This is a genomic window from Brevibacillus sp. AY1 (genome assembly GCF_029870785.1).
Taxonomy (GTDB): domain Bacteria; phylum Bacillota; class Bacilli; order Brevibacillales; family Brevibacillaceae; genus Brevibacillus; species Brevibacillus invocatus.
This window is the reverse complement of sequence record NZ_JAFLPN010000008.1, coordinates 21,380-34,996: the sequence shown is the minus strand read 5'-3', so window position 1 is coordinate 34,996 and position 13,617 is coordinate 21,380. Positions and strand designations below refer to the sequence as shown.

At 51.4% G+C, this 13,617-nt stretch carries 10 protein-coding genes; 8 read left to right on the top strand and 2 right to left on the bottom strand.

Annotated features, from left to right (window positions below; all coding sequences use genetic code 11):
• Positions 1–15 precede the first annotated feature (15 nt).
• A complete protein-coding gene (locus tag JZI27_RS09435; RefSeq protein WP_280207378.1) occupies positions 16–1,536 on the top strand; it encodes a sugar ABC transporter ATP-binding protein in 1,521 nt (506 codons plus the stop codon).
• A gap of 41 nt (positions 1,537–1,577) precedes the next feature.
• The gene (gene mglC / locus JZI27_RS09430) at positions 1,578–2,597 is read left to right on the top strand and encodes a galactose/methyl galactoside ABC transporter permease MglC (RefSeq protein ID WP_280207377.1); all 1,020 of its coding nucleotides are present in this window, start codon (positions 1,578–1,580) and stop codon (positions 2,595–2,597) included.
• Between the two features lie 216 nt (positions 2,598–2,813).
• Here the strand turns inward: mglC and JZI27_RS09425 are convergent, their stop codons facing one another.
• A complete protein-coding gene (locus JZI27_RS09425; RefSeq protein ID WP_122909050.1) occupies positions 2,814–3,029 on the bottom strand; it encodes an EamA family transporter in 216 nt (71 codons plus the stop codon).
• Between the two features lie 146 nt (positions 3,030–3,175).
• Here JZI27_RS09425 and JZI27_RS09420 point away from each other — a divergent pair, with 146 nt between their 5' ends.
• The 6 genes from JZI27_RS09420 (at position 3,176) to pruA (ending at position 12,300) form a co-directional block, all read left to right on the top strand.
• Positions 3,176–3,985, top strand: coding sequence for a VanW family protein (locus JZI27_RS09420; RefSeq protein ID WP_280207376.1), 810 nt, complete (start codon positions 3,176–3,178; stop codon positions 3,983–3,985).
• Between the two features lie 108 nt (positions 3,986–4,093).
• Positions 4,094–6,421, top strand: coding sequence for a DNA helicase PcrA (gene pcrA, locus JZI27_RS09415; RefSeq protein WP_280207375.1), 2,328 nt, complete (start codon positions 4,094–4,096; stop codon positions 6,419–6,421).
• A 35-nt stretch (positions 6,422–6,456) separates the two neighbouring features.
• Positions 6,457–8,472: an NAD-dependent DNA ligase LigA gene (gene ligA, locus JZI27_RS09410; protein WP_280207374.1), complete on the top strand. Its 2,016-nt coding sequence runs from the start codon at positions 6,457–6,459 to the stop codon at positions 8,470–8,472.
• Between the two features lie 50 nt (positions 8,473–8,522).
• On the top strand, positions 8,523–9,401 hold the full coding sequence (locus tag JZI27_RS09405; RefSeq protein WP_122909054.1) for a WD40/YVTN/BNR-like repeat-containing protein: 879 nt from the start codon (positions 8,523–8,525) through the stop codon (positions 9,399–9,401).
• Between the two features lie 34 nt (positions 9,402–9,435).
• Positions 9,436–10,500, top strand: coding sequence for a CamS family sex pheromone protein (locus JZI27_RS09400; protein WP_280207373.1), 1,065 nt, complete (start codon positions 9,436–9,438; stop codon positions 10,498–10,500).
• 252 nt (positions 10,501–10,752) lie between these two features.
• The gene (gene pruA, locus JZI27_RS09395; RefSeq protein WP_280207372.1) at positions 10,753–12,300 is read left to right on the top strand and encodes an L-glutamate gamma-semialdehyde dehydrogenase; all 1,548 of its coding nucleotides are present in this window, start codon (positions 10,753–10,755) and stop codon (positions 12,298–12,300) included.
• Positions 12,301–12,539: 239 nt separating this feature from the next.
• Here pruA and JZI27_RS09390 read toward each other — a convergent pair whose 3' ends face one another.
• Entirely contained in the window at positions 12,540–13,487 is a 948-nt protein-coding gene (locus JZI27_RS09390) for a diguanylate cyclase domain-containing protein (protein ID WP_280207371.1), read from the bottom strand.
• Positions 13,488–13,617: the final 130 nt, after the last annotated feature.

The following is a 13,617-nucleotide window of genomic DNA, read 5'->3' as shown; positions in this document are numbered from 1 at the left end:
AGGAGGTCAGTGCGCATGGTCCATCATGAATACGTACTGGAGATGCACCACATAACGAAGGAGTTTCCTGGCGTAAAAGCGCTGGATGATGTGACGTTGAAGGTACGTCCAGGGACCGTGCACGCGCTGATGGGCGAAAACGGTGCAGGCAAATCCACCTTGATGAAATGCTTGTTCGGGATCTATACCCCGGATGCCGGGCACATCATTCTGGATGGAGAAGAGGTGCGCTTTCAAAGCTCCAGGGATGCACTGGAAAAAGGGATTTCCATGATTCATCAGGAGCTGCACCCTGTCCCCTATCGCAATGTGATGGAAAATATTTGGCTGGGCCGCTTCCCAGTGAAAAGGCTGGGCCCCTTTCCTTTTATTGACGAGAAAAAAATGGTGCGGGACACCGAGCAGCTTTTTGCTGACCTCAAGATGGATCTGGGTCCCTATGAAATCGTCAAACACCTCTCCGTCTCCAAGATACAATCCCTGGAGATCGCGAAGGCTGTCTCCTACCAGTCCAGAGTGATCGTCATGGACGAACCTACCTCCTCGTTGACCGGAAACGAAGTGGAGCAGCTTTTTGCCATTATCGATGAGCTGAGGAGTCGAGGGGTCGCGATCATCTATATCTCGCACAAAATGGAAGAAATATTGCGCATCTCGGATGAAGTCACGATCATGCGCGACGGTCGACTGATCGGGACCTGGGAGGCAAAAGAACTGACCACGGATCTGATTATTGCCAGAATGGTCGGAAGAGATTTGACCCAGCGCTTTCCCGCCCGCAGCAACAAGCCGGGAGAGGTCGTCCTGCAGGTGGATGGCTTGAGCTCTACGTTTGAACACTCCTTTCAGGACGTATCCTTCGAGCTGCGCAAGGGGGAAATTCTCGGTGTAGGCGGTCTTGTCGGGGCACAGAGAACCGAGCTTATCGAAGCGTTGTTCGGGCTGCGTTCCTTGAAGGCCGGGAAGGTCAGGCTGAAGGGAAAAGAAGTGCGAATCAAGTCAGCCAAGGACGCCAAACGGCACAAAATGGCTCTGTTGACAGAGGAAAGACGGGTGACGGGTATTTTTCCTGTCCTGCAGGTATTGGAAAATACGGTGGTTGCCAATCAAGCCAGCTACCAGACTCCGTACCTGCTGCTAAACGAGAAAAAGCGCCGGGAGCATGTAGCGCAAAGCATGGAGCTGCTTCGAGTGAAAACGCCGTCGATGAAAACACTGATCAAGAATTTGTCAGGAGGTAATCAGCAAAAGGTTTTGTTGGCTAGATGGCTGCTCACGGAACCGGAGATTTTGCTTCTGGATGAACCCACCAGAGGGATTGACGTCGGAGCCAAATACGAAATCTATAGCATCATCGCCGATCTTGCCGAGCGTGGAAAAAGCATCATGATGATCTCGTCTGAAATGCCGGAATTGCTGGGCATGTCGGATCGCATCATGGTCATGTGCGAGGGGCGGCTGACAGGCATCCTCGAAGGGAACGAAGCAAGCGAGGAAGAGATCATGCGGCTTGCTACCCGTCACGCCGCCCAATAAAACAATGTGAACGCATACAGATGAGAGGAGGGAGGAGAAACGTGAACCAACCAGCGCTAAAGCAGGTGCAGGGGTTTGTGACGCAAAACGCGATTTACATCGTACTGGTGGTTCTGATCGCAGGAATTGCCTTGTATGATACAAATTTTTTGTCCTTTACGACACTGCGGGATATTCTCATGCAATCTTCTACGCGTGCCATCATCGCCTTGGGAGCAGCGTTTGTTCTGATCACGGGAGGGACGGATTTGTCTTCGGGGCGTGTCGTCGGTCTGACAGCGGTCATTTCCGCTTCGATGCTCCAGACGCAGGATTACGGGCGTCGCTTTTTTCCCGACTTGCCTGATTTGCCGCTCTTGGTGCCGATCCTGATTGCCATCCTGGCGGGTCTTTTGGTTGGCCTGATCAATGGCATCGTCGTCTCCCGTTTTAGTGTCCCGCCTTTTATCGCTACACTTGGCACGATGGTGATGGTTTACGGGATCAACTCCCTCTACTTTGACATGGAGCCCAATCAGTCCCAGCCCATCGGTGGGCTGCGACCAGATTTTAATCATCTCGGGACAGGATACTTCGGTCCCAGCGGCCCTTATTCGGTGCCGTATATCGTCGTGATCGCGATCGCCGTAGCCGGTCTGGTATGGGTGGTCTTCAACAAGACGCGGCTTGGGAAAAACATGTACGCCATCGGTGGAAACATGCAGGCTGCTATCGTATCCGGCATCAACGTTCGCTGGAATCTGATGATCATCTACGCGATTGCAGGTGCCCTCTATGGTCTCGGTGGCGTGCTGGAAGCGGCGAGGACGGGAGGTGCCACCAACAACTACGGGAACATGTACGAGCTGGATGCGATCGCTGCCTGTGTCGTAGGCGGTGTCTCTACCTCGGGCGGAATAGGCACCGTTCAGGGGGTATTGGCAGGGGTTCTGATTTTTGGCGTGATCAACTACGGATTGACCTTTATCGGGGTGAGCCCTTATTGGCAGCTGATCATTAAAGGCTTGATCATCGTGGCAGCTGTTGCCTTTGACATTCGTAAATACCTGGTGAAAAAATAACAGAGGCTCCGAGACGGCAAATGATCAGCCGTGACGGAGCTTTTTTCTGCACAAAGGGCACGTTGGTCCAACTGTAGTAGTGGGCAGGAAACAGGAGCATGTTGTTTGCAAGATGGATCAAGCGCCCAATCTTTTTTCTCTCCTCCACAAAAGTAACGAACTTGAACTTCCCGGGGATGTTACAAATCCTTCGCATCTTGCAGCTTCCTTTTCGGTTCAACAGAGATGAAGAAGATCGCGCCGAACACAAAAACCACTTTTTTCTTTGTAGTAGAAGAGAGCAAGCAGGATGACGGTCGCAATGATAAAACGAAGCTCGGATGCTAGGAAAACCGGGAAAGTCGAGGTGATCCGTTTACCAAACACAACCGAGCTTCCTACAATAGCCATTGCCAGAATGATTTGCAGATGGGCGATTACAAGCGGGTTCACAGGCTCATCTCCTCGCGTACAAAATGGACATTATCACTATAACGCAATTGATGGGTGAATTGAGGCGGTAGAGTCAGGTGCAACAAAATTCCCTGAATCACGTTTTACTTAGTAAGAGAAAAAACGTGTGGGGGAAGGACAGAATCATGAAACCGATCAAGAGGAGCAGATGGCGTCTGGCCGCTGGAATCACCTACTATCGCATGAAGCGCTATGGGGAATGGCTCTTTGGACGCAAACGCTACGCGAAGACAATCGCGAAAGACTTGTTTGCCCATGTCCAGTTTCGCCATCAGACACCGCTCTTGCGTCAGTTGAAGGACGTGGAGATGTGGATGCAGCACAACAAAGTCACGAATTTGCGGTTGGCGATTCAAAAGCTGGATGGCGTGCTGATTCAGCCGTCAGAGACTTTTTCTTATTGGAAGCTGATTGGAAAACCGACGAAGAGCAAGGGATACCTCCCCGGCATGCTGCTATCACACGGTCGCGTAACGGCAGGGATAGGCGGTGGGCTTTGCCAGCTTTCCAATCTGCTTTTCTGGATGACGATTCATACGCCGTTGACCGTCACCGAGCGGCATCGGCACAGCTACGATGTTTTCCCTGACGCCAATCGGACGCAGCCCTTTGGCAGCGGAGCTACCTGCTTTTACAATTACATGGACCTTCAGATCAAGAACGAGACGAAGCAGTCATACCAGCTGCATCTCTACCTGACGGACACGCATCTGGTTGGCGAGTGGAGGGCGCAGATGCCAGCAACACGCCGCTATCGGATCATTGAAAAGGAGCATGTCATCGAACCGTCCATTTGGGGTGGATACGAGCGTAAAAACCAGCTGTATCGTCAAGTGTACAGTCTGAGTGGGGAGTGGCTGCAGGAAGAATGGGTGACCGACAATTTTGCCAAATTGATGTATGAGCCTCTTTTGCCCGAGAGTATGCAGAGCTAGAGGAGGATTTTTCCACATGTGGTTTCCTAACTGGAACTCGACCACGATCTGTGCGAAAATAGGAACATATGCTTTCGTTAGGGAACGTGGAAAGGTGGATTTATACATATGTCGTTAGTTGACCGCATCACTACAGGATTAAATCCAGAGCAAAGGGAGGCTGTGCTTACCACGGAAGGGCCAGTACTGATTCTGGCCGGAGCGGGAAGTGGCAAGACCAAGGTGCTCACCCAACGGATCGCCTATCTGATCAGTGCCAAACAGGTAGCACCGTGGAGCATTTTGGCCATTACCTTTACGAACAAAGCAGCTCGCGAAATGCAAAATCGCGTGGCAGCGATTATTGGAGGGGTGGCTGCTCAGGAGACGTGGCTATCTACGTTCCACTCTCTGTGCGTACGGATTCTACGCAGGGATATCGACCGTCTGGGTATCAGCCGCAACTTTTCCATTCTGGATGCAGGCGATCAGCTGTCGGTGGTCAAGCAGTGTCTCAAGGAGCTGAATATTGACCCGAAGCAATATGAGCCGCGCACGATTTTGTCACAGATCAGCGGAGCGAAGAACGAATTGACGGACGTGGCCACTTTTGCCAGATTGGCAGGGGACCCGATTTCACAGGTGGCTGCCAGGGTGTATGAGCTGTACCAGAAAAAGCTGAGAAACAACCAGTCGCTTGATTTCGATGACCTGATCATGACGACGGTTCGCTTGTTTAAAGAAGTGCCGGAAGTGCTGGAGTTCTACCAAAAGAAATTCCGCTACATCCACGTGGATGAGTATCAGGATACCAACCGGGCGCAGTACCTGCTGATCTCCATGCTGGCGGACAAACACCACAATCTTTGCTGCGTGGGGGATGCGGACCAAAGCATCTACAAGTGGCGGGGTGCCGACATTTCTATCATTTTGAACTTTGAAAAGGATTATCCGGAAGCGAAAATGATCAAGCTGGAGCAAAATTACCGCTCCACCAAAACCATTTTGCAAGCAGCCAACCAGGTGATTGCAAACAACAAGCTGCGCAAGGAAAAAAAGCTTTGGACCCAGAAGCAGGAAGGCAACAAGATCATCTGCTACCAGGGTGATTCCGAGCATGAAGAAGCGTATTTCATCGTCGATACGATCCGCAAGCAGATGGCAGAATACAAACGATACGACAAGTTTGCCGTCCTGTACCGGACCAATGCGCAGTCCCGCGTGGTGGAGGATGTGTTCATGAAATCGAACATCCCGTACACCATCGTCGGCGGAACCAAGTTCTACGATCGCAAAGAGATTAAGGACATTCTCGCTTATCTGCGCTTGATCTCCAATCCGGATGACGATATCAGCCTGACGCGCATCATCAATGTGCCGAAGCGCAACATCGGGGATACGACGGTTGAAAAGCTCCAGTCTTTTGCCAACCAGCAGGGACAGTCGCTTTACAAGGCGATTCAGGAAGCTGGCTACATGGGACTTCCGGCGCGCACGACCAATGCTATCCTCGCATTTAACGACCTGATCACCAACCTGATCGAAATGACCGATTATCTGAGTGTGACGGAGCTGGTCGAAGAAGTATTGAAGCGTACAGGCTATCGCGAGTCGCTACAGGTGGAAAAGACGCTTGAAGCACAGGCGCGACTGGAGAACATCGACGAGTTTCTCTCCGTCACACAGGAATTCGAGCGTAAAAACGAAGATAAGAGCCTTCTGGCTTTCTTGACGGATATGGCTTTGGTTGCAGACATTGATTCACTGGGTGACGAGGATGCACCGGAAGAGGTTTCTGCAGACGGACAGGTCGTGCTGATGACCTTGCACAGTGCCAAGGGCCTGGAGTTTCCTGTCGTCTTTCTCATCGGTATGGAGGAAGGTGTCTTTCCGCACAGCCGCTCGATTTTCGATGAGTCGGAAATGGAAGAGGAACGGCGTCTGGCTTATGTCGGCATCACCCGTGCCGAGGAGCAGCTGTATCTGAGCTGCGCACGCATGAGAACCTTGTTCGGGCGCACCAATGCCAGTGCCCCGTCGCGCTTCTTGCAGGAGATCCCTGCTGAGCTGCTGGATGGCAACCTGTCACAAGACCGCGGCTACGGTGGACAGGGGGGAGGGTTCACCGGTCAGCGAGAGTCCTCTTTCCGTTCGTTCGGCACGACCACTCAAACGGGGATGGCGAGACCCGGAATGGCTTCCCGTCCTGCTGGTGCCACTGCTTCGCCATTTTCACGTCCTTCTGCCCAACAGGCTGGCGATAAATTGCCAGGCCACGGTGGCGGTGCAGGGATAAACTGGAAGGTGGGCGAAAAGGTTAAACATGGAAAATGGGGCACAGGTACCGTGGTCAAGGTGAAAGGAGCGGGTGACGATATGGAGCTGGATATTGCTTTCCCAAGCCCTGTCGGAATCAAAAAGCTGTTGGCCAAATTTGCTCCGATTGAGCGTGAATAGAAGAGATACTGTCAAATAAAGGGTGGACGGATGAAATGGATCGATTGACGGCTGTAACGAAAATCGCGGAATTAACGAATAGTATTGAACGGCATAACCGTCTCTATCATGCAGAGGATCGGCCGGAGATTAGCGATCAGGAGTATGATCAGCTGGTGCGGGAATTGATAGAGCTGGAAGCCCGTTTTCCTGAGCTTGCCCAGCCTGATTCTCCGACCAAGCGAGTGGGCGGAGCGCCGTTGCCTTTCTTTGAAAAGGTCGTACATAAGACGCCGATGCTCAGTCTCGGCAATGCCTTTGGAGAAGACGATCTGCGCGATTTTGACCGCCGTGTACGTCAAGCGGTGGGCAGCCAGGCGGTGCGTTACGTCTGCGAGCTGAAGATCGACGGGCTTGCCGTGTCGCTTCACTATGAAAACGGACTGTTCGTCAAGGGAGCGACTCGCGGGGACGGCACGACGGGTGAGGACATTACCCAAAACCTGAGGACGATTCGCTCGATCCCTTTGCGCCTGAGCCGACCCTTGACACTGGAGGTGCGCGGAGAAGCGTATATGCCCAAGCCTGCCTTTGAAAAGCTGAACAAGGAGCGGGAAGAGCGTGGCGAGCCGCTGTTTGCCAATCCGCGCAACTCGGCTGCGGGTTCTTTGCGTCAGCTCGACCCCAAAATCGCTGCGTCCAGACAGCTGGATACATTTATCTACGGAATAGGCGAGTTGCAAGGGGAGAGTGTGGATTCGCACAGCGAAGGACTGGATTTGCTGGAGACGCTCGGCTTCAAGGTCAATCAGGAGCGCCGTGTTTTTGCGGATATCGAAGAAGTGATTTCCTTTATAAATACTTGGACTGAAAAGCGTCCGACTCTTCCCTATGAAATCGATGGCATGGTCATCAAGCTGGACAGCTACGCGCAGCAACAGGAGCTGGGCTTTACCGCGAAAAGTCCACGCTGGGCCATCGCCTACAAGTTTCCGGCCGAGGAAGCCGTGACCGTTCTCGAAGGAATCGAGGTTTCTGTTGGCCGTACGGGCACAGTCACGCCGACAGCTTTGCTCAAGCCTGTCAGTCTGGCTGGTACGACCGTGAAGCGTGCCTCCTTGCACAATGAAGACATCATCCGTGAAAAAGGATTGTTGATCGGTGATTATGTAGTGGTAAAAAAAGCCGGAGACATTATCCCGGAAATCGTTGCGGTACTGCCAGAGCGGCGAACGGGTAATGAAACACCGTTTTCCATGCCGACTCATTGCCCGGAGTGCGGCAGTGATCTGGTGCGCCTGGAGGAAGAAGTGGCCCTGCGATGCATCAATCCGATGTGTCCTGCCCTGATTCGGGAAGGAATGATCCATTTTGTTTCCAGAACGGCCATGAATATCGATGGCCTTGGAGAAAAAGTGGTGGCACAATTGTTTAACGATGGTATTATTCACAGTGTCGCGGATCTGTACTATTTGCACCAGCAGCGCGACGTGCTTTTGGGCATGGAGCGGATGGGTGAAAAGTCGGTCGACAATCTGTTGGCTGCGATTGAGGCGAGCAAGGAAAACTCGCTGGAGCGTCTCTTGTTCGGCCTGGGTATCCGTTTGGTCGGAGCCAAGGCTGCGCGGGTATTGGCCGAGCACTTTGGACACATAGACGCCATCATGCAAGCGGAGGAAGCCGATTTTACACAGATTGACGAGATCGGACCTAAAATGGCGGCCAGTCTGATCCACTATTTCCGCCAACCGCAGGCAGAGGCTGTGATCGAGAGGCTGAAGGCAGCCGGAGTGAATATGACCTATAAAGGCATCCGGATAGAGAGTGGCGATGACCTGCCATTCGCTGGAAAAACGATTGTGTTGACCGGCACGCTCGCTCAGATGTCGAGGCAAGAAGCGGAAGAAGCGATTGCCCGTCTGGGAGGCAAGGTGACTGGAAGCGTCAGCAAGAAGACCGATCTGGTCATCGTAGGAGAAAAAGCAGGTTCCAAGCTTGAAAAAGCGGAAAAATTAGGCGTGGCTGTGATGGACGAGGCTGGATTTTTGCAAGTTCTGGAAGGCAACGGATAATCTCGAAAGAGGCTGCGCAAGACAGGAAACGGAAGGAATGGTGATGGAGTATGAAAAAGTTCCAGCGATGGGGAGCTGTCTTGATTGCGATGAGCGTCATGACTGGCTGCAGTGAGAGCGGACCGAATAAGCCATCTTCTTCATCTGTTACAGCAGCAGCAATGCCGGGAGATCTGACCTATCAGGAGGTACTGGAAAAGGGAGGAACGGTTCACAACCTCTCCATGCGTGCGTCGGATCAAATATGGGTCGGCACCAATTCCGGTTTGTACTATTCGGCGGATCGCGGAGGCTGGGGACTGCTTTCATCCCAGATCGAGTATCAGGATATCGTAGGCTGGTACATTGATCCGAATGATCCCGATCACATCATTATTGCCGGACATACGGGAGTCATGCGCTCTGAAGACGGAGGCAAGCATTGGGATTCGATCGGCAAAGGGCTCCCTTCTCCAGCTAATATCCGCAGTTTTGTCGGTATTCAGGAGGAAGACCAACTTCGACTGTGTGCCTTTGTTTCTGGTGAAGGCATCTATCATTCCGTTGATGGCGGCGAAATCTGGAGCATGTGGCTGCCGATGGATCAGGAAGTCTATGCCATGGACTTCAATCCCGTGGAAAACCGTCTGTACGTAGCCGCCCAATTCAGCCTGTTTTATCATGAGGATGGCCAATGGAAGTCGGAAGTGGTGCCACAGGCCCAGCAGACGTATTCGCTGGCTGTAGACCCACGCTCAGGTGTATTGGCAGTCGCTACGGAACAGGGCGTATTTGAAAAAGCAAATGGCGAATGGCGCCTGCTGAATGCCAAAGCGCCTGAAAGATTAATTGTAGTTGCCCCTGGAGAAGGAAAAACGAAGTGGATTGGAATTGGCGAATCCGCGCTGATCTACTCGTTAGCCAACGACAGGTGGACAAAATGGAACTGACGAGCTCAACTTCCAGACAGATAAGGAGTAACGTATGAAAGCGAAGTTTTTGGCACGATGCAAGCTGGCGGCGGCAGGACTTCTCGCGATCGTAGCAGCAGGATGCTCGCTGCTTCCCACTGACAAGGAGCGTGTAGTGGAACCGACCGAGCCATCTCTGTCTCCGGTTATTGAAGTGTCGGAGGATTACTATGGAAGTATTCTGCCCTACAAGCCCAACCAGACACGGGGAATGTTAAGTGAGAATAAATTCCGGATTGATTTCAGCCATCTTGAGCTAGGCATGATGGAATTTGCCAGGGATACCTACCCGACGTCCTCCTTTTTGTTCCAGGAAGGACAACAGATCCAAAAAGAGCAGGTACGCACGTGGATTGCCGAAGAAAAGGCAGGGGCTGCGACCGGCCAGCGTAAAACAGGTTTGCTCGTTCATGTCATGGAGCACAATTACCTGAACAAGGAAACACAGCAGCTCGCAGGAATGGCATTGGGCCTATCTCTGTCGCCTGTGTATCAAGATGCTACAGGCCAGGAAAAACGGTACACAGTTCAAGAGCTGCAGGAACGAGGTCAGCAATTAGCCACCAAGATTATCCAATCGGTTCGGGGAAAAAATCTGCAGGTACCACTCCTGATCATGCTGTATCAGGTGCCTGATATCAGTTCATCGCTGGTTCCCGGGAACTTTATTATGTCCGGAACCGTGAATGCGAATGAATCGGCAATCTCAAAATGGCAGGCGATAGAAGAAGAGTTTTTCCTTTTTCCTAGCCCTGAAGTTGCGAATAAGTATGCCCAACAATCCCTGCAATACGACAAGTTCATGCGGGAGTCCCAGTCTTTTTTCCGGGATTTTATCGGTATGACAGGCGTCGGTCGATTCATGGGCGGAAACCTCACAGAGTTGACCATAACGGCTACGGCAGAATACGATTCTCGTACAGAGGTTCTGCAGTTTACCCAATTTGCTGCGAATAATATTGACCAGCTTTTTGACAAAAGCGTGCATGTCAATATGTATGTACAAGCGATGAACAAGCCGCTCGCGGTCTATATTCGTCCTGTAAAAGGTGAACCTTACATGCATATTTATCGATAATTGGATGGTAAAGGCTCGTAACGGGCGCTCTCGAAGCGTGCCCGTGACGGGTCTTTTTTCTTGCACAAAACTGTTCATCATGTGCAATCTTTGAACATGTGTGTGCAAGTCATTCCCTTATTCCGGTTTGTTGTTTTGAGGTGAAATAGTAAACACTAGCGGGGTAGGGAGACGTATGTAATGGATTGGTACGATCATTGCATATGTATGTGGATGAATGGGTATGGAAGAAATTGATAAGGAGGCGTCATCATGCAAGTAGAATTTAAAAACGAGGCGTTTACCAATTTTGGCTTGCCGGAAAACAAAAAAGCATTTGAGCAAGCACTGGCAAAAGTGGAGAGTGAACTAGGCAGAGAGTACGACCTGATCATTGGCGGGGAGCGTATCTCGACCGAAAAGAAATCCCGCTCCATCAACCCTTCTAATACAAATCAAGTGGTGGGAATCGTTTCCCAGGCAGACCAGGAGCTGGCTGAAAAGGCCATGCAAACAGCAGCGAAAACGTTTGAAACCTGGAAAAAGGTGCCTGGCACCGATCGCTCCCGCTATCTGTATAAAGCGGCTGCTATTCTGCGTCGCCGCAAGCATGAATTCTCGGCATGGCTGGTAAAAGAAGCAGGAAAAAGCTGGAATGAGGCAGATGCGGATACGGCTGAAGCGATTGACTTCATGGAGTATTACGCTCGTCAAATGGATAAGCTGTCCCAGCGTCATGAATTGCCGCGAATTCCGGATGAAGACAACGAGCTGTACTACGTTCCACTGGGTGTAGGTGTCGTGATTCCGCCTTGGAACTTCCCATTGGCGATCATGGTAGGGATGACAACAGCTGCACTTGTAGCAGGAAATACCGTTGTTTTGAAACCAGCATCCACTACACCGGTCATCGCTGCAAAATTCATGGAGATTTTGGAAGATGCAGGCGTACCGGCAGGCGTTGTCAACTTCGTGCCAGGCTCCGGCAGCGAGATCGGTGATTATCTGGTCGAACATACATTGACTCGTTTCATCAGCTTTACGGGTTCCCGCGATGTGGGACTTCGTATCAATGAGCTGGCAGCCAAGCATCGTCCTGGCCAAAAATGGATGAAGCGTCTCGTCGCTGAAATGGGCGGCAAGGATTCCATCGTAGTAGACAGCGAGTGCGATATTGAATTGGCTGCTCAATCGATCGTCGCCTCAGCTTTTGGCTTCTCCGGTCAAAAATGCTCGGCATGCTCACGTGCAATCGTGCATCAGGACGTGTACGATCAGGTGCTGAATCGCGTAGTCGAGCTGACCAAGCAGCTCACTGTGGGAGATATCGCGTCGACCGAGATCTACACAGGTCCGGTTGTGGACGACAAAGCGTTCAATAAAATTCTCGAATACATCGAGATCGGAAAAAAAGAAGGCAAGCTGATGGCTGGCGGCGAGAGAGGGCCAGAGGGAGGATATTTCATCCTGCCGACCGTTTTTGCTGATGTAGATCCACAAGCGCGAATTATGCAGGAAGAAATCTTTGGACCTGTAGTGGCTTTCACCAAGGCGAAAGACTTTGATCATGCGATGGAGATCGCAAATAATACCGAGTACGGCTTGACCGGTTCTGTGATCAGTCGCAATCGTAAGCATCTGGAGCGTGCGCGCGAAGAATTCCACGTAGGAAATCTGTACTTCAACCGCAAGTGTACAGGAGCTTTGGTAGGTGTCCATCCGTTTGGAGGCTTTAACATGTCTGGTACTGACTCCAAAGCTGGCGGACCTGACTATCTGCTGCTCTTCACGCAAGCCAAATTGGTTTCGGAAAAAATGTAATTTCGATTCAGGTATGAGAGCTGCCTCTGCAAAGGGGTGGCTTTTTCGTTGTACTATCGGAAAGTGTTGAGTGCGCTAAAGCGCTAAAAAGATTAGCGGAAGATAGTATAAGTGCAACTAAGGCTCCGCCAAAAGCTTGGCGTAGCCAAGTTTTCTAATGTCTGGTGAATGATTTTTTGGCAGCAGTGCCAAAAATAGTGGCAGTAGGTGGAGAGGCAGCGAGAGAGATTTTTGTTGAATCATTCGTTCGGAAACCTGTAAAACTGATTACGGCCCGTTTCTTTAGCTAGATAAAGTGCTTCGTCTGCACGGTTCAAGAGTTCTTCCACTGTGGCAGCGTTTAGCGGAAACAGGGCAATCCCAATACTGGAGGTCACGGTAAAGGTTGCGTCTTGCACCTGCCAGGGCTCCTCAATGGCTTTCAAAATGCGGGCTGCAACCTCTTCTGCTTGAGTTGGGTGCTGCACATGGCGAATGACGACGACGAACTCGTCTCCACCAAGCCGGGATACTGTATCTTCGTCTCGTACACAGGCTTGCAGACGTTCCGCCAGCATTTGCAGGAAGGCATCGCCTGTGGCGTGACCCCAGGTGTCGTTGATTTGCTTGAAGTAATCACAGTCTAGAAAGAGAACGGCGACCATCTCATCATCGTCTTTGGTTTCGTGCAAAGCGCGCTCCAACTGGAGTTCAAGCAGGCGGCGATTGGGCAGCCCTGTCAGGACATCGTGGTAAGCCATGAATTCCAGCTTTGCTTCCAATTGCTTGCGCTCGGTAATATCGCGAGTGACGGCAAACACGTGCGTGCAAACCCCGTCGGTATTAATGACAGGAGTAAGAATGGACTCGCCAATGATGTCGTCTTCGTTCGTTTGATGCACGGGGTTTCGGCTTGTAACGGCTTTCTCGTACATGTGCACGAGCGCTGCTGCTTTTTCTGCGGGATAAACATCTTCGAATCGCTTGCCGTAGGCGGTTTTGTCCAACTGAGCGTATCGCATGGCTGAAGGATTCATCAAGACATAGCGGAACTGGTACTCTCCCTCGGACACCTCTTCGACCGACATGAGGAAAAGCATGTCCGATATATGTTCAAATAAGTCAGACAAAATGTCCCCGTATTGATTGATCAGAGTGGTGATGTTCCGCTTCCCGATCTCATTGGCTCCGAAGTTCATCATACTCATAGCTGATTATCTCCCAAGTTAGGCTTAATCTCTTTATTATAGTACACACAGCTAGGGAATGAAATGATCCAGGATGATGGAGAGCAGGCTTTACTGGAAGCAACCGGAAGTGGTAAAGTGGGTTTATCCA